This window comes from Sutcliffiella rhizosphaerae (assembly GCF_917563925.1).
Lineage (GTDB): Bacteria > Bacillota > Bacilli > Bacillales > Bacillaceae_I > Sutcliffiella_A > Sutcliffiella_A rhizosphaerae.
The window spans coordinates 102812-118723 of the sequence record NZ_CAKJTJ010000007.1; the positions used below are offsets into that span (position 1 = coordinate 102812).

21 protein-coding genes are annotated in these 15912 nt (G+C 35.5%); 10 read left to right on the forward strand and 11 right to left on the reverse strand.

Features of this window, described 5'->3' with window-relative positions; all coding sequences use genetic code 11:
* Window positions 1-9 precede the first annotated feature (9 nt).
* The 10 genes from LRP81_RS08860 (at window position 10) to rodA (ending at window position 10863) form a co-directional block, all read left to right on the forward strand.
* Window positions 10-852 (forward strand): SDR family oxidoreductase, encoded by an 843-nt coding sequence (locus LRP81_RS08860; protein ID WP_230500909.1) that lies wholly within the window; start codon window positions 10-12, stop codon window positions 850-852.
* 340 nt (window positions 853-1192) lie between these two features.
* Window positions 1193-1591: a glucose-1-phosphate adenylyltransferase family protein gene (locus tag LRP81_RS08865; protein ID WP_230500910.1), complete on the forward strand. Its 399-nt coding sequence runs from the start codon at window positions 1193-1195 to the stop codon at window positions 1589-1591.
* A 543-nt stretch (window positions 1592-2134) separates the two neighbouring features.
* Window positions 2135-2998, forward strand: coding sequence for an ATP-binding cassette domain-containing protein (locus LRP81_RS08870; RefSeq protein WP_230500911.1), 864 nt, complete (start codon window positions 2135-2137; stop codon window positions 2996-2998).
* Window positions 2999-5233 carry an ABC transporter permease gene (locus tag LRP81_RS08875; protein WP_230500912.1) on the forward strand — a complete coding sequence of 745 codons (2235 nt, stop codon included), beginning with the start codon at window positions 2999-3001 and terminating at the stop codon, window positions 5231-5233.
* Window positions 5234-5239: 6 nt separating this feature from the next.
* Window positions 5240-5845: an RNA polymerase sigma factor gene (locus tag LRP81_RS08880; protein WP_230500997.1), complete on the forward strand. Its 606-nt coding sequence runs from the start codon at window positions 5240-5242 to the stop codon at window positions 5843-5845.
* On the forward strand, window positions 5796-6605 hold the full coding sequence (locus tag LRP81_RS08885) for a hypothetical protein (protein ID WP_230500913.1): 810 nt from the start codon (window positions 5796-5798) through the stop codon (window positions 6603-6605). The genes LRP81_RS08880 and LRP81_RS08885 overlap by 50 nt, the downstream gene beginning before the upstream one ends.
* 18 nt (window positions 6606-6623) lie before the next feature.
* Window positions 6624-7490: an ABC transporter ATP-binding protein gene (locus LRP81_RS08890; protein ID WP_230500914.1), complete on the forward strand. Its 867-nt coding sequence runs from the start codon at window positions 6624-6626 to the stop codon at window positions 7488-7490.
* A gap of 356 nt (window positions 7491-7846) precedes the next feature.
* Window positions 7847-8287, forward strand: a complete 441-nt coding sequence (locus LRP81_RS08895) for an SRPBCC family protein (protein ID WP_230500915.1) — start codon at window positions 7847-7849, stop codon at window positions 8285-8287.
* Window positions 8288-8569: 282 nt separating this feature from the next.
* Window positions 8570-9721: a putative lipid II flippase FtsW gene (gene ftsW, locus LRP81_RS08900; protein ID WP_230500916.1), complete on the forward strand. Its 1152-nt coding sequence runs from the start codon at window positions 8570-8572 to the stop codon at window positions 9719-9721.
* Entirely contained in the window at window positions 9697-10863 is a 1167-nt protein-coding gene (gene rodA, locus LRP81_RS08905) for a rod shape-determining protein RodA (protein WP_230500917.1), read from the forward strand. The genes ftsW and rodA overlap by 25 nt, the downstream gene beginning before the upstream one ends.
* A gap of 145 nt (window positions 10864-11008) precedes the next feature.
* On the opposite strand, the gene LRP81_RS08910 is transcribed toward rodA, so the two are convergent.
* From LRP81_RS08910 to LRP81_RS08960, 11 genes are all read right to left on the reverse strand, one after another.
* Complete coding sequence (locus LRP81_RS08910) at window positions 11009-11311, reverse strand: gas vesicle protein (RefSeq protein ID WP_230500918.1); 303 nt, start codon at window positions 11309-11311, stop codon at window positions 11009-11011.
* Between the two features lie 28 nt (window positions 11312-11339).
* Window positions 11340-11624 (reverse strand): gas vesicle protein K, encoded by a 285-nt coding sequence (locus tag LRP81_RS08915; protein WP_230500919.1) that lies wholly within the window; start codon window positions 11622-11624, stop codon window positions 11340-11342.
* Window positions 11585-11839, reverse strand: a complete 255-nt coding sequence (locus LRP81_RS08920) for a gas vesicle protein (protein WP_230500920.1) — start codon at window positions 11837-11839, stop codon at window positions 11585-11587. The genes LRP81_RS08915 and LRP81_RS08920 overlap by 40 nt, the downstream gene beginning before the upstream one ends.
* A gap of 14 nt (window positions 11840-11853) precedes the next feature.
* Complete coding sequence (locus tag LRP81_RS08925; protein WP_230500921.1) at window positions 11854-12675, reverse strand: GvpL/GvpF family gas vesicle protein; 822 nt, start codon at window positions 12673-12675, stop codon at window positions 11854-11856.
* Window positions 12676-12683: 8 nt separating this feature from the next.
* Window positions 12684-12938, reverse strand: coding sequence for a gas vesicle protein GvpG (locus LRP81_RS08930; protein WP_230500922.1), 255 nt, complete (start codon window positions 12936-12938; stop codon window positions 12684-12686).
* The gene (locus tag LRP81_RS08935) at window positions 12938-13696 is read right to left on the reverse strand and encodes a GvpL/GvpF family gas vesicle protein (protein ID WP_230500923.1); all 759 of its coding nucleotides are present in this window, start codon (window positions 13694-13696) and stop codon (window positions 12938-12940) included. The genes LRP81_RS08930 and LRP81_RS08935 overlap by 1 nt, the downstream gene beginning before the upstream one ends.
* A complete protein-coding gene (gene gvpN, locus LRP81_RS08940) occupies window positions 13686-14600 on the reverse strand; it encodes a gas vesicle protein GvpN (protein WP_230500924.1) in 915 nt (304 codons plus the stop codon). Before gvpN ends, LRP81_RS08935 begins: the two co-directional genes overlap by 11 nt.
* A gap of 27 nt (window positions 14601-14627) precedes the next feature.
* A complete protein-coding gene (gene gvpO, locus LRP81_RS08945) occupies window positions 14628-14888 on the reverse strand; it encodes a gas vesicle protein GvpO (protein WP_317987055.1) in 261 nt (86 codons plus the stop codon).
* An 88-nt stretch (window positions 14889-14976) separates the two neighbouring features.
* Complete coding sequence (gene gvpA, locus LRP81_RS08950) at window positions 14977-15237, reverse strand: gas vesicle structural protein GvpA (protein WP_230500926.1); 261 nt, start codon at window positions 15235-15237, stop codon at window positions 14977-14979.
* A 1-nt stretch (window position 15238) separates the two neighbouring features.
* Entirely contained in the window at window positions 15239-15655 is a 417-nt protein-coding gene (locus tag LRP81_RS08955) for a hypothetical protein (RefSeq protein ID WP_230500927.1), read from the reverse strand.
* On the reverse strand, window positions 15603-15794 hold the full coding sequence (locus LRP81_RS08960) for a hypothetical protein (RefSeq protein ID WP_230500928.1): 192 nt from the start codon (window positions 15792-15794) through the stop codon (window positions 15603-15605). The genes LRP81_RS08955 and LRP81_RS08960 overlap by 53 nt, the downstream gene beginning before the upstream one ends.
* Between the last annotated feature and the right edge of the window lie 118 nt (window positions 15795-15912).

A 15912-nucleotide genomic window follows, 5' to 3' on the forward strand; every position in this document is an offset into this window, starting at 1 on the left:
AATATATATATGATAAGAAAAACTGTGATAATTACAGGCGCTTCTGGTGGATTTGGTATGGTTTTCACTAAATTATTTCTACAGGCTGGATATCATGTCGTTGCTACTATTAGAAATGAAGCAAAGAAACAAATACTATTAAACGAATTAAGGGACTTGGATACAAAATGTTTAACTATTAAACTATTGGATGTTTCAGATACACCTTCTGTAAATGAATTTGAAAGGTTTGTACATACGCTAGGTTCAGTGGATGTTCTTATAAATAATGCTGGATTTGCAGTGGCTGGTTTCTCTGAAGAGTTAACGGTAGACGAATATATGCTTCAATTTGAAACCAATTTTTTTGGCGTAATCCGAGTAACCAATACCATTCTCCCCATTATGAGAAAACAAAATAGTGGAAGAATTGTCAATATCAGCTCCATTAGTGGTTTAATAGGATTCCCAGGACTTTCCCCATATGTCTCTTCTAAACATGCTCTTGAGGGATACACGGAAAGCTTGAGACTTGAGATGATTAGTTTTGGTGTGGATGTTGTACTAGTTGAACCTGGTTCATTTCAAACAAATATTTGGTCTTCTGGAACGTATATGTCAGCTCAAGCTGGCCAAGATCATTCCCCCTATTCAAAGATGTTTCAAAAACTTAGCAGCAGACTTAATAAAGACAGTCATTCCTATGGAAACCCCCAAGAAGTAGGTAAACTTGTTTTAGAAATAGCCACTTCTACAACAACTCCTTCCTTGCGGTATAAGATTGGAAAAGGTGTAAGGGTGACAGTATTCTTGAAAAGACTACTTCCTTGGCGACTATGGGAAAAGCTAGTCCTTACACAATTAAATAAATAAGCTCTTTTCTAAAAGATTGTTGCTAGTAACCGGTAAAAAGTCGGGTTTTGGACTTTTTACGTGCTGTTCATTCAAAATTTGTCCTTTTGACTGAAACTACATGCAGGAAAAGAGCCCGACCGAAACGATTATTACGAGTATCTAATAAAAATCGTAAAAGCAACAAAGTTTGCGAAAACAGCTATAAAAAAGACTGAATGGAAATTAACCATTCTGTCTTCCAAAGCATAGAGTGAATATTAGTATAGGCTGGATTTCCGTTGTTACTTTTACGTAAGTTCGGGGTGTTTCTCCCCCATAAGGGAAAATACAGCCATAATGAAATACATGGAGGGACTCTATGTACTATTACGAATATCCGCATTATTATCATTTTCATAGAAATGGCTATATGCCAGCTTATTATCCTTCTTATCCAATCGTCTACTATCAGCGTCCATATCCTCCTGTTGATGCCACATTCTTTTCTGAATCTGCTAGTGCGATGCAAAGCCTGATGAAAGAAGCAAGTATCATTTTGCAAAAATTATCAGATTCCAAAGTATTCGCTTCAGAAGTAATGAGCGCAGCACAAGAGGGAAATAAAAAAAAGGTCGATCAGCTGATAAAGTCCACAGGTGTGCACGCAGGAATACATGTTGACTTTACGCCTGATGGCATTCGATTAACAATGTCCTCCCAGGCAGAAGGAACACAATGCTGCCACCTTACTATTGAATTAAGATGGAATGTCTTATAACTAGGCTCTTTTCTAAAAGTTAATACTTATCCATTAAATTCAACTAAATGGCAGGAAAAGAGCACGACAGTGACGATAATTACGAATTACAATTTATTAATAAAGTTCATAAAAGCAACAAAGTTTGCGAAAACAGCCTATAACTAAGAAACCTTGAATAGCCTCTTATGGTCAAAATTATGATTAATAAGGGGCTAGGGGTAATTACGACCTTTTAATTAGGCTCTTTTCTAAAAGTTTGTTGCAATTAACCTGTTGCTTGAATACTTATTCTTACATTATACTAAGTGGCAGGAAAAGAGCACGACAGTAACGATGGTTACAATTTATTAATAATATTCTAACAAAGATTGCGAAAACAGCCTTTTATCAAAATGGACAAGCAAGCTACCATTTAACCAAAACTCACCCTCTACCTGCATTCTATTAAATTGGAAACATTCCCCTTAAATAATTCCTAAGAGGTTTAAACCTTTTTCTTTCCTTTTCGTTATAATTAATGAGACACATAACTATTAGCATTTTTTGAAAGAAGGCATTTTAATGATAGAGATAAAGAATCTTTCAAAATTATATAAACACCACAAAGCATTACAATCTGTTAATTTAGAAATCTCCAATGGAATTTATGGTCTACTTGGTCCAAATGGTGCTGGCAAGTCTACTTTAATGAGAATAATGGCTACTCTTATGAAACCAACAGCAGGAGATATTTTCATTGATTCGTACTCCATCAATTCTGATCCTGAAAAAGTTAGAAGTGTTATCGGATACTTACCACAGCATTTTCACGTTTATCCACAGCTGACTCCAGTTGAAATTCTTGACTTTGTTGGTGTTATGAAAGGAATTCACAACAAAGCAGAACGGCGAGATCAAATAGATTACTGGTTAAATGAAGTCAACTTAAAGAAAAAAGCAAAGGAGAAACTAAAAACATTATCCCATGGGATGAAGCAACGGGTTGGAATCGCACAAGCTTTTATGGGGAGCCCAAAGCTGGTTATTTTAGATGAACCAACAGTCGGGTTGGATCCAGAAGAAAGATTAAGGTTTCGAAATATGATTTCTAAAGAAGGATTAACGAAAAGTATTCTGCTTTCTACACATGTGGTAACAGATATTGAGAGTAGCTGTTATGACATTGCCGTTCTTCAAAACGGAAAGCTGTTGTTAGATTCTACAATTGAAGATTTAAAAGAAAAAGCATGCAACAAGGTTTGGGAGGGAATGGTCGCTTCTACATTTTTAGAAAGCTTTTCAGACGGAACACTTCTTAGCACAGAATATAAGGGAAGCCATATGAATGTTCGCATCCTAGCAGATGAAAAACCTTTTTATGGAGCAAGCTTAGTGGAACCAACTCTTGAGGATGGATACCTTGCCCTATTGGGGGGTACTAACTAGATGAAATTTCTTAAACTATTACACTTTGAAGGAGCTTTTACCCTAAAAAATTGGTTCTTTATGTTAGGACCTTTCATCTATTTGTTAGGGATGGCTCTTTGGTTTAATAATAACAGTCAAACGTCTACAGATTTCTATACAATCATTACGGAGTTTCTTTCCATCGGTCATACATTATCACTTGGAATTATCTTTCTAGCCAGTGTTCTAGCCATCAGGCGAGAAAAACAAACAGTATTATTGGATTGGACTAATTCATTACCTAATTCTTTCTTGAGTATAGTACTTGCAAAATATTTAGCTCTTTTTATATATAGCAGTGTTTATTCTCTTCTATTCTTTGCTACCTTTTATTGGCTAGGAAGAGATTTTGATAAACCCTTTGCTTACTTAATGGAACAGGGAATACAGCTTACTATTCAAAGCCAACTTTCTTACGGAGTTTCTATTGCACTAGGAATGGTACTAGCTGTTTTAATTTCCAATCGAATTGTTTACATCATAGTTTTTTGTGCATGGATGTTTGGTACCTTCTTTATGGAAGGCTTTATTATCACAAGTTACAATTTATATTTTCTTAAAACGTTTCATTTGAACCAATTTTTTCTTGATAGCACCTCATCAGATGACTGGGGCTATCGATTAAATCAAAAAGAAAAGCTATACTCTCAAGTATTTGTTTTCTTTTTCAGTTTACTATTACTTGCAATCACCATAATAAAATCATCCACAGACAGAATTACATCTTATAGAAATAAAAAATGGATACTGTTTGCAATCGTAGTTGTCATTACCTTTGCATCCTTTATGCCATATGGAAACTTGTGGGCAAATCGATTACAGAACTACAATTATTTAAAAGCGACAGCCAAGCAAGAGGAGTATTACTCTTATGATCAAGCCAGTTTTGAAAATTTTTATGACGTAGAAAGCTATCATTTACATGTAACGAGAACAGGTAACTCAACATTCACCGTTCATGCTGAATTATTGATACCAAAAAACGATCACTCAGAAATTAATTTTTCTCTATATCCTACCTTTGAAATAGAGTCTATAAAATGGAATGGGCAACCTATTTCATTTGAGAAAAAGAACTATTTAATACAATTGCCTCCTCTAGAACAAGAAAATATTAATCGTATAGAGGTAATCTATAAGGGTAGTTTGAATGAGTGGGGTTATATCAATTCACAAGAAAGAAACTATGCTTTTTTACACAAAAATGATATGTTCTTTCCTTCCTATATTGGATGGTATCCTCTTCCAGGAGATTATGCTATTTATACAATTGTAGATAATGAATTTGATTCTTATTTATATAACATTTTGTATAATAGGCTATTCATATTGCAGCAAAACCTCCCTGATTCAGACTATTACGTGGAATTACAAGGGTTTCAGCAGCAAGTATATAGTAGTGGTGAGAGAAAAGTTGAAGATGGAAAGCAAGTTTTTTCAAATTTAAAAGCTAAGGGAATAACTTTGCTTTCTAACCAAAATGTAATAGAAGCAGATAATATTCTACCTTTTCCTGTTATATCCACTCCTGCTAATGCAAAGAAGTTAGGGGAGGAACTAAACGACTTGTCCCAAGCAGTTCAATACTTTAGCTCCTGGCTTGACATATCTGAAGTGCATTCAATCAAATTGGCTTATCTCCCTTCATTAAGAATAACGGGAATGGAATCCTATCCAACCAACCAACTTGACAAAACGTTATTTTTTGAAAATAAAATAGCAAGCATCACTTATATAGATGAAGAACTTGTTGATGTCACCATGTTAGACTTAAAAACTCAACTTTTATCATACATGTTATTCAAGGAATTTGGAGTATCTACGAATCATAGTGAAGCTGACGTTCTACAAGGAATTAACGAGGCATATCTAGTTGTACTATTTAAAGATTTGTACAACTATGAATGGGATGATTTCTATATATTCAATTGGTCTTCAAGTAATTATCTTTCAGCGTCATCTCATTTGAGTTGGAATTTGAATCTTGAGGAACAAACTACACTTGAAGCAATAGATAAAATGATTGATGAGTATCACCCTAATTACAATGAACGTATTATTCTTATGATTATTAAAGAAATTGAAAAAGGGAACTTAGATAAAGTAAAAGTACTATTAAAAGAAATTTACTGGGACATTCAAACCAATAAGAAGGATTCCTTCACATATTTTGAGTGGTTAAATTACTGGAAAAATACGTTTGAAAGTGGGTGAGATTTGGTGATAAGTGATGAAATGCTATTGGAACAAATGGCAGATGGAGATCAGGCAGCTTTTGAAGCCTTTATTCATCGTTATCATGTTCCGATACATCAATATGTAGAACGACTACTAAAAGATGCTAAAAAAGCAGAAGATGTCGTACAAGAAACATTTATTAGGTTATTAAAACAATTAAAAAACAAACAAATTCCCAGTTATCCAAAAGCATGGCTATATAGAGTCGCCTCTAATATTTGCAAAGATTATTGGAGGAGTGCACAGTATCGTTCAGAAGATACGGCGAAAGAAGAAATGCCTGTCACGGAAGATCCACTGGCATCAGTTGTTGAAATTTATGAAAAACAAGAGACAAGAAAAGAAATACTTCACTCATTAAGTCATCTGTCACAATCTCAACAGCAAATTGTCATGCTCCGGTTCTACCAAGATATGAAACTCAAGGAGATTGCAGAAATAATGGACTTACCGTTAGGAACCGTAAAATCTAATCTATTCCACGCTTTAAAAAAGCTTAAAAAGGTACTTGAAGAAGATGAAGAGGAGGCGATTGAAAATGAAAGAACAACACAACCAAGAACAAGAACTATATCAGCTGGAAGATGAATTAAAAGACGCATTTTCTTCGTATGTCGTAAAGGCACCTTCAAGCCAAGATACTAAAGCTTTGTTAGCATCACTTCAACCTGCATTTAACGAAATCGGGAATGAACCAGTGGAAGAGATTAATTTTAATTCTATTGAGCCACCAAGTCTAATATCACAACTAAAAGCACAAGTTTCTTTTTACCAATGGCATTTTTGGATTGCAAGCATGCTTATCTTTATTATGTTAACTCTATTAGCATCTAACCAACCATTTTCAGATGCAAAAATATATTTTCAGTTTGCCGTTCCATTGTCCATTTTATTAGGGATATTCTATACGTATCAAACATGGAATAAACAAATGCGGACCATTGAAAGCATTACACCTTTCCCTCCTGCATTGCTTTTATTAAGTAGAATGATTGTTATTTTTGCTATGAATATTTTATTTGGTATAGTAGGCTCTGTTTATATAAGTTTGACTACGGAATTGGCATTTAACCTGCTTTCCTTTCTACTCTATTGGATCGCTCCATCGATGTTTATTTATGGAGTAATTGCTTATATGATGATGCGAAAAGGTGTTAAATACGGAATCGGACTTGGAATAGCAACCTGGATTGGGTTTATACTTTCTGGGCCAATCTATCAAATCATTTTTGGATATGTAGGGGTTTCCTATAGCCAGGTATTGTTTGCGCAAGGAACACTCATAACATTAGGATTATTACTATTATTCCTGTCCTATAAAAAAAGTTTAAATATCCAGACAGTGTAAGACAATTGAGGCCTTCAAATGATAAAAATAAATGACATTCAGTGGAAATACAAAAAGTTCTCTTTGACTATTGAAGAACTAACTATTCAACATGGCATTAATATTCTCGTCGGTCATAACGGGTCTGGAAAGTCTACCTTGTTAAGCCTTTTGGCAACCGCCAAGAGGCCATCACAAGGTGAGATTAGCTACCATGGAGATACGATGAATTCCAATCTCCTAGCGGTAAGGAGTAAAATTGGCTATGTTCCTACTGGGTTAGAGCTTTATCAGGATTTTACTCCAGTAAAGCTTTTACTTTATTTATCCCAATTAAAAGGACTCCCAAAGAAGCTTTCTATTCATCAAACAGAAGAGCTACTCTCAATCTTTCATTTAAGAGATGTTCAAAAAACAAAAATTAAACGACTCTCCCAAGGGATGCAACAGCGTTTAGCTTTAGCACAAGCATTTTTAGGAAAACCAACCTATATCTTTTTAGACGAACCTCTTAATTATTTAGATATTCACGAGCGGAAAAGCCTGCTAAACTTTTTATCGAAAATTGCTCCACATACTATTATTCTTGTTGCTACCCATGAATTAAATGAGTGGGAGGCAATCTGTAACTCCGTCATTTGGATGAATGAAGGAACCCTACAATACGAAGGAACTAAAACAATGTGGAAACACGAATTGCCTCTTACAATATGGACAGGTGAAATGGAAGATAGTTTGTACGAAAATTTTTCCAAAAAACATCTTATTGTCTATGCTGGAAGAATAAAAGATAAACTTGTGGTGAGATGTGCAAACAGTCTAAAACCCGCACCAGGATTTAAAGCTGTAGCACCTACTATGGAAGATGCATTTTTTATCAGAAAACATAGCCAGCAAAGAAGCTGAAATATTGTAGCTTCTTTTTTGCTTATGAGGTTCGAAGGGATCTAATGCAAATTTTGAATCGGCAAGGGCTAGCTCCATGGCTTTGTCCTCGAGATCTTAAGATCCTTTTCTTCCAAGTACCCCATTCAGGTTTTTCATGAGGACGTGTTAAAAATGGTGATAATTGATACCTATCCCAATCCTTTGTATAATTGTTATTGGCACAAACATTTGAGGAATACCCATTATCATCTTTTGTTTTGAAAAGTACAGACTCTTACAATTATTAGATATCGATGAATAGTCTTAACTAATGGGATTTATAGTAGTTTTTCTTTAGAAGTGTCAATTATTGATCTCAGAGAGGGATGATTTAGATGGATACTCAAGTATTTACGAAAATGAACATACAAAGAACTGCAAATGAAATTTTTGAAGCAATCGTAGATCCGGAAAAAATAGGGAATTTTTGGTTCTCAAAGAGCTCTGAACGTTGGGAACAAGGTAAAACAATAACATTGAGATATGACGAATATAATGCTCAAGGCAATATAAAGGTATTAGAAATAGTGAATAATAAGCAAATCGTGTTCTCGTGGGGAGATTATGGACAAGAAACAGTTGTAACTATTACGTTAAAAGAGTGGAATAGTTCAAATTCAGATATTGAAGTTAACGAATCAGGTTTGAATGAAGATGACCCGGAAATAGTAAATAAAATGATGGGACAGAAAGAAGGTTGGGTATATACCTTAACTTGTTTAAAGGGTTATTTGGAAAATGATGTGACTACGCTAAGAGCATCATTAATTAAGTAAAACTTCATCGACCACACGAAAAAAATACAAGGTTCACTTGTGGACTTTTTGATGAGATAGTTGTAATAGATGGGGAACCTCAACAAATGACGGTTCCCCATTTAACTTAACAGTGCATTTCATCCAACCCTCATATGCCTGACAGGCTTTTGATGTAATGTAAGTTTCATATATTCCCAATATCTTTGTAATGTACTTGTGTTGTATAATTATGTTGGGAGATTCTTTTCTGATTGACGATTTGGTACATACTGGAGCCTTTGTTTATAAGGAGTATTGAAGATGATTACACATTTTAAAAAGCTTGACTGGATATTGATAGCTGCAATCGTGCTGCTATGTACATATGGATTGATTATGGTTTATAGTGCAGGTATGCTGCTAGGTTATGAAAGACACGGAGACTATGCCTACTTTTTTAATCGTCAAAAGGACTGGCTGATTATTGGTATACCTGTTTTTATTTTTGCTATTATTACTAATTATAGAATTTATGATAAACTTACTCCAATTTTTGTTGGAGGCATTATTCTCGGACTATTATTAGTATTAATTCCATTCATTGGAGTAGAGGTTAATGGATCTAGAAGATGGTTGGAGTTTGGTTTTCGTATACAACCTTCAGAAATCGCAAAATTAGTGATGATTATTTATTTTGCAAGGGTATATGCAAGAAAACAGCCATATATCCATCAGTTTAAACAAGGGATTATGCCACCATTAGCAGTGCTAGTTTTTATATTCTTTTTAATTCTTCTCCAGCCTGATTTAGGGACAGGCACATCTATACTTGTCGCTTGTGGAGCAATTCTAATTTGCTCTGGAGCTAAATGGAAGCATATCATTGTGTTAGCTACCATTGCAGCAGTTTCTGTTGGCTTCCTGGCAACATCTGCTAGCTATAGAATGGAACGCTTAACCTCGTTTATCGATCCTTTCGGAAACGAATCTGATACTGGGTTTCAATTAGTTAACTCTTTTATTGCTATAGGAGATGCTGGGATTTTTGGAAGAGGCCTTGGCCAGGGAATCCATAAATTAGGATACTTGCCTGAAGCCCATACCGATTTTATTCTGGCAGTCATTTCTGAAGAATTAGGTATTTTCGGGATATTGTTTCTTTTTCTCCTTTACTTGATAATATTGATTAGAGGAGTTAGAATTGGCGTCGCCATTAAAGAGCCGTTTGGAAAACTGCTCGCACTTGGAATCACTTTTCAAATTAGCAGTCAGGTTTTCTTTAATGCTGGTGCGGTAAGTGGTGTTTTACCAATTACCGGAATCACACTACCGTTTATAAGTTATGGGGGATCCTCCCTCCTTATCACTATTTTTGCAGCAGGAGTTCTTGTCCACTTATCGAAACACGCCACCATTGCGCGAGAAGCTAGAGAGGAGACAGAATCTACATGGGGTCAGAAAATAACAAGCTAGAGTATAATCGTATTGATTATACGCTGTTATTTCTGCTGTTTTTACTATTTATTATCAGTTTATTAGCTGTTTATAGTGCATCGGGTCAATATTTTGCTAATGACCCGTATTATTTTGTAAAACGGCAGATTGTTTGGTACATCGTTGGTATTGGCATTATGTTTGCCATTATGTTTTTTGATTATGAGTTATTGGAAAATCTCGCCTTACCTTTTTATTCGATAGGGCTTATCCTTCTTTTTGCTGTTGAATTCATTGGTACCGAGAGAAATGGTTCACAGCGTTGGATTAATCTTGGTGGGTTTTTACTCCAACCTTCAGAGTTTATGAAAATCTTCTTACTTCTTGTACTTTCAGGAGTAATTTATAAATGGTCTAAAGAGAAGCACGAGTTGGATAACAAGACACCATTAAGTGTGGTAGTAAAAATTATGGCCTATTCTTTACCACCTTTTGGGCTTATTCTTTTACAGCCTGATTTAGGAACTGCTTTAGTAGTAGGAGCTTTAATGGTTACCATGCTATTCATCAGCGGTGCATCCTGGCGAATTCTCTCCATCATAGCTGGAAGTGCAACAGCTGGTTTAGCAACTTTGGTTTATTTGCATAATAATTATTTTGAGCTCTTTTCGAAGGTTATTAAACCCCATCAACTGGAAAGAATCTATGGATGGTTAAGCCGTGAAGAGTACGCGTCATCCTATGGTTTTCAGCTGACTGAGGCATTAAAAGGCATTGGTTCTGGTCAAGTAGCAGGCCGAGGTTTTTTAGAGGGCGTTCAATCGCAAAGCGGACGTATTCCTGAAGTTCAGACTGACTTTATTTTTGCCTTGATTGGTGAAGAATTTGGATTTGTTGGTGCAACCCTTGTTATTTCGATATACTTTATCATGATTTACCGATTAATTATTATTGCCATTAGCTGTGATAACCCTTATGGAACCTATCTCGTAACAGGCGTTGTCGGCCTGCTTGCATTCCAAATCTTTCAAAATATCGCCATGACCATCGGATTAATGCCTATAACAGGACTTGCTCTTCCATTTATGAGCTACGGGGGAAGTGCATTGCTCACTAATATGATGGCTATGGGTATAGTGATGAGTGTGAAATATCGAACGAAGAAATTTATGTTTAAATAATAAAGCGGAAGCGTAGAAGCAAAAGACAGAAAATGAAGGCATATCCATACAGCCACTAAGGTGTATGTGAAATGCCTTTTTTATATACAGCAAAAAAAAACAGGGCTTGTTTATTCTTCCAAACCACTGCTCGTCGAATTTAATTCTATTCTTTTGGTGCCTCTAAACGCTTCTCTAATTCATCAATTCTTTTTAGGAGAGCCTCATTATGTTCTTGGAGTTCCTTATCTCTCCCTTTTGAAGAAAAATAAGGGTCCGTTTCCCACCAGTCCATACCAATTTCTTTTGCCTTATCCACTGATGCAACAAGTAGGCGGATTTTAATTGTAAGAAGCTCTACGTCCGCTAAACCAATTTTGATATCTCCTGCGATAACAACTCCCTTATCAAGAATTTTTTCCAGTACCTCGACAAGGTTACTTGCATTAGATGGTGTTTGCATTGTCATAAAAACAACTCCTTCATGGACGAAAAAATTATAGCAGATTTCCAAGTGGACCAAGATTGATATTTAAATCTTCATCCTCAAGTTCGAAAATCACTTTTAGCTCTTCCATTTTAATTTCCAACTTCATTAATGCTGTTCCAAGCCTCTCTATTTCTTCTTCTGATAATGTCCCGCTCTCGACCCGTCTTAGTGCATGTCGTTCAATTAACTGGCGTAATAGCTCAATTACTGTTAGTACTAATTGCGAAAGGCCTTGTTCCACATTATCTGGATCTAATTGTATTTTTCCACTTTTTTCGGGTTGCCTCTCCATTCTTCTTCCTCCTCATCAATCGTTTTCCGCTCGTTTGACTGCATTAGTTTATCAACTGACGTAATAAGTAGTCGTAAGTCTAAATAAACTAGGTCAATGTCAGCTATTGAAATAATTAGCTCTCCCCTTAATGCAATACCTTTATCTAAAATGACATCCAAAATATCCAAAAGAGAAACATCTTGATTTTTGTCCACTCCGTATGCTGACGGCATTTTATCCGTACCTCCTAAAGGTTAGCAAAGTGATAACAAGGCCATGGTCCAGTCCATTCAATTGTAAAACCAAAACCTATGTACCTGTTGTGAAGCTCTTTTAACCTCTTCATAAACAGCTCTTGATCATCTTTGTTAACAAGATAAACCGCATTCCAATTCATATCCTGTTTTCTTCCGGACATTTCCTGATTCCAATTTCTCTTAATCTCTGAATCGTCGCAGAATACTACTATTTGTTGATGAATGTCCTCACAATATTCTCTTTTTGCAGTTACAATCATTTCATCCATTTTTTGTTGTAACTTTTTCTTGGCGAAAAATTGCTTTCCTGGCGACAAATCTTGAAGAGACTCCTCTTCCTTTTTAATAGTAGAGGAATTTTCTACTATTTCTTTTTTAACTTTAGGATCATCACAATATACTTTTACGTTCCATTCTTCTTTATTTGAGATTGTTTCAAATAATTTTTCAAATCTCTTATTCTCATTTTTAATTGATTGAATAATATTCTCTTCATTTTTATAAATGGTGCAAAATTTCAATGGAATTAATGTAAAATGTTGATGGATTTTTTCTAATATTTGGTGATGGTGAAAGGCTTTTTCCTCTAACCACGCCATATCATGTTTTACTTTTTCCTCGATTATCTTCTCTGAAAACTCTTCCTCATCCAATTCACATATTAGTGCTGTAACATTGGCTATTTTCAATAAATAAATTTCATGACGATTATCAATCCCAACTAAGGATCCAAGCTTCTTTTTCCCCAATTCTGCAGTTGGAATCAATCCATATAAGTAAAATAATGAGTTCTTTGTTTTCGTAATTTCCATTGCTTCCCCTATTCCTTTCTTTTCATCTCTTCAAACATTTTTTGTTCTCGTAATTTCGCATGCTCATATCTTTGTAGCAATTCAATTTCTTTTTTGTTGTACTCCTCTTCTGTAATCTCATTCATTTCTGCCAGCATCTCAAGTTGAACTAATTGCCTTTGAATATGATCGATATCATAAATCTCCTTATCCACTTCTTCTTTTATTTTCTCCCCGAGTTTAACTACCATTCCAATAGGAGCTGTGAATAGCTTATGAAGCATTATGCTTCCATCGCTTTCAATTTAATGTCAATGAAGTTGTATGCTGGCCATGGGCCTGAATAATTAAAATCAACTTTACTTTGCCATTTCTGATAAATTGTATTAACAAGTTCATCAAAAGAAGCTTCCTTGTCACGGTCTATTAAAAAACTAGCATTCAAGAGCATTTTTCCACCAATCGTCTCGTTCTGCTTAGCAGATTCTGATTGTTCAGCTAATGGAAGAAAGATTTCCTGCAAGCAGACTTGCATTTTTTCCTTCATGAATGTTTGCGCTATATCTCCCAGTTCAATCCTTTCATAATAGGATGCAGCTTCCGATTTCCCTTTTATTTTTTCTTTTAGTTTCATCGCTTTTTGATTTTTATTCATCTCCGCTTTTAGCCACTCTTCATCGCCGATAACCTTCAAACCTACTTCTATTTTATTTTCTACTTTTTGATAGACTTCTTTGAGGTCAGAATAAAGTGATTTCATCAGAAATTCGATATCTGCCTCTGTTTCATATACATTCCCGAAACTCATCGGGATCACTGTCGTTTTTTTCATTAATTCTGATACAACAGATTGATGAGCTAATAAATTCTCTTTATTCGGGTGGTAGATTTTAATTGGCGCTTTTGTTACTACCATGGAAAATTCGTTGTGATCTAATAATTGCAAAGGTGTAATTCTACCTTCTAATTCTATTTCTCCTAAAGTGTGATTCTGGTTGTTTGGTATCACACAAAATGTGTAGAATCCTAAGTTATTTTCCACTTGTATTCCCTCCAAATGCTTTTTTATGTTCCTGCGTAATTAAAGACAAAGTCCGTGACTTATCTTTGTATTCCATACCCTTATGGACAGGATGCAATAAGATATCTATACAAAGTTGCTTAAATTCCTCATCCTCTGCACTAAGTGTCATATCTTTTTGCTTGTAAAGGGTCGCAATCATAATCGCTGCTCGTATTCCAGGTGCCTGTTTGCCTTTACTTAAACATTTATCTCGAAGAGCAGCAACGAAATGAATGATTTTTTCAGCATCCTCATCCGATATGTCTGTCTTTTGTGTTAAGATTGCCGTTTCTGCATTCTTTTCCATATAGTCCAGTTCTAATGTGATCATTCTGTCCATTAAGGCATCTTGTGTTTTATGAACGCCAGCATACTCTGCAGGGTTGCTCGTAAAAATAATAGAAAAATCCTCATGAACCTTCACCCATTTTTCTTCATGCTTGGATCCATAGAGTGGAAGAATTCTTTCTTCGATTACTGATAGAAATAGATTATTTGTTTCTGGCTTAGATCTTGTAAATTCGTCATAAATGAGGGTATATCCATTTTTTACAGCTTCAAAAAGTACTCCTTCTTGAAATGACTCCTTCATCGTTTCTTCCTTCTTTACCACTGATCGAATATAGTTATCTACTAAAAGCTTTTTCGTGTACCCATTGAAGTCCCCAAGCAAATCAGCATTGGTCATTTCCTCATGTCCTTGCAAAACAACCACAGGTCTCTCTAAACACTTTGCAACATAAAAAGCATTAGATGTTTTTCCAACACCAGTAGGTCCTGTAAAGTGAACCGGGAATCCATTTTTTAAATACTCCAGTGTACGTGATGTGAGAGCCTCCACTTTGGAGTGTGCAACGATTTCCTTTTCAAGCTGTTTGTTCATGTCCTTCGCCTCCATTGCCAATAACCATTACTCATTATTCAATTCCACTGAGCTTCTTGAGCGCAAGTCCCTCCGGTTAAACGATTCCACTTCCATTTCTTTATTGAGCTTTGCATGATAGACCCCTATCATTTGATCCTTCGCATATGCTTTCATATATTCTTTTTCTTCAATAACCTCCACCTCAACTTCCCATCCTTGCTCTGTTGGCTGGACCGCCGTTATTTTATAAGGAGGTTTTACGAATTCTGTAAAGAACTCTGTCACTTCTTTTAATACCTTTTTCATGCTCAAATGAATCCCCACCTTTTTTGTTAAAATGGAACAAAGGCACATGCATTTATGTGCCTTTTTCCTCCACTATTCCAATTGACTTCTATGCATTTTGGCGTTCTGTTGATTGCCCTGACAAATGAAATTCTCCGTCCATTAAATCATCTCTGAGTAATCCCACAGCTTCTGCATATCGTAACCAAGTATCCACACTCGCTATGACTACTCTTGCCTCTACTGTGACAAGTTCAATTCCTACTAGTGAAACTCGAGCATAAACGTCAATGACGACACCCTTATCTAGTATTCTATCGATTACTTCTGCTAGACTTGACCCATCTGTGCTTTTTTGAATAGCTGCCATTTTACTTCACTCCTTTAATATCATTTACATTTGGAATTTGGTCCAATCGTTTTACAGAGTCAATCCCATTCAGATTGTCTGCCCGTTTTACTTCGGAATATGATTTAATCCCTTTAGATCCACTCTTTTTTCCAATCTTGTTTTGAAATGACTCTCCTGCCTCTTTTACACTTTTCAAGCGGTCCCTTGCTTTTAATAATGTATCTTGGACTTTTTCTTGAACACTTTCTGCCTTGTCGTGTACTTTGTCTGCTAAATTATCAGTTGAATCATCTAGGTTTTCTGATAACCTATCCGCTTTTTTCTGTATTTTTTTCTTTGTACGATCTTTTTTATAGTTGATATATGTTTTGGTTGCCTCTTTTTTAGCTTTCTTTGTCCACTTTTCCTTCAGATCCTTCAGATTGGTCCCTTTCATTTCGCCGAAAAAATTTCATCACCTTATTTCTGCGTTCTTTTTTTAATAGAAGTGCCGAACTAGCAGCAACACTCCCTACTAAAGCACCTGTTACCCATTTATTTTTACCAAGCTGTAATGCGCTGTCTTTGACATTCATCGACTTCCACTCCTTCTCGGTTAAAATTTATTACTGGCTTTCGATTGTCATTTACTTTAACAAAACTTCATGTGAAATTATGCATTCACTAAAACTGCAAAGTAAGTGAAATAAGCCA

Bases quoted from the DNA above. Each gene is read 5' to 3' on its own strand.
- LRP81_RS08860 (WP_230500909.1), top strand. From the start codon at position 10: ATGATAAGAAAAACTGTGATAATTACAGGCGCTTCTGGTGGATTTGGT.
- LRP81_RS08865 (WP_230500910.1), top strand. From the start codon at position 1,193: ATGTACTATTACGAATATCCGCATTATTATCATTTTCATAGAAATGGC.
- LRP81_RS08870 (WP_230500911.1), top strand. From the start codon at position 2,135: ATGATAGAGATAAAGAATCTTTCAAAATTATATAAACACCACAAAGCA.
- LRP81_RS08875 (WP_230500912.1), top strand. From the start codon at position 2,999: ATGAAATTTCTTAAACTATTACACTTTGAAGGAGCTTTTACCCTAAAA.
- LRP81_RS08885 (WP_230500913.1), top strand. From the start codon at position 5,796: ATGAAAGAACAACACAACCAAGAACAAGAACTATATCAGCTGGAAGAT.
- LRP81_RS08890 (WP_230500914.1), top strand. From the start codon at position 6,624: ATGATAAAAATAAATGACATTCAGTGGAAATACAAAAAGTTCTCTTTG.
- LRP81_RS08895 (WP_230500915.1), top strand. From the start codon at position 7,847: ATGGATACTCAAGTATTTACGAAAATGAACATACAAAGAACTGCAAAT.
- ftsW (WP_230500916.1), top strand. From the start codon at position 8,570: ATGATTACACATTTTAAAAAGCTTGACTGGATATTGATAGCTGCAATC.
- rodA (WP_230500917.1), top strand. From the start codon at position 9,697: ATGGGGTCAGAAAATAACAAGCTAGAGTATAATCGTATTGATTATACG.
- LRP81_RS08910 (WP_230500918.1), bottom strand. From the start codon at position 11,311: ATGACAATGCAAACACCATCTAATGCAAGTAACCTTGTCGAGGTACTG.
- LRP81_RS08915 (WP_230500919.1), bottom strand. From the start codon at position 11,624: ATGGAGAGGCAACCCGAAAAAAGTGGAAAAATACAATTAGATCCAGAT.
- LRP81_RS08920 (WP_230500920.1), bottom strand. From the start codon at position 11,839: ATGCCGTCAGCATACGGAGTGGACAAAAATCAAGATGTTTCTCTTTTG.
- LRP81_RS08925 (WP_230500921.1), bottom strand. From the start codon at position 12,675: ATGGAAATTACGAAAACAAAGAACTCATTATTTTACTTATATGGATTG.
- LRP81_RS08930 (WP_230500922.1), bottom strand. From the start codon at position 12,938: ATGCTTCATAAGCTATTCACAGCTCCTATTGGAATGGTAGTTAAACTC.
- gvpN (WP_230500924.1), bottom strand. From the start codon at position 14,600: ATGAACAAACAGCTTGAAAAGGAAATCGTTGCACACTCCAAAGTGGAG.
- gvpO (WP_317987055.1), bottom strand. From the start codon at position 14,888: ATGAAAAAGGTATTAAAAGAAGTGACAGAGTTCTTTACAGAATTCGTA.
- gvpA (WP_230500926.1), bottom strand. From the start codon at position 15,237: ATGGCAGCTATTCAAAAAAGCACAGATGGGTCAAGTCTAGCAGAAGTA.
- LRP81_RS08955 (WP_230500927.1), bottom strand. From the start codon at position 15,655: ATGAAAGGGACCAATCTGAAGGATCTGAAGGAAAAGTGGACAAAGAAA.
- LRP81_RS08960 (WP_230500928.1), bottom strand. From the start codon at position 15,794: ATGAATGTCAAAGACAGCGCATTACAGCTTGGTAAAAATAAATGGGTA.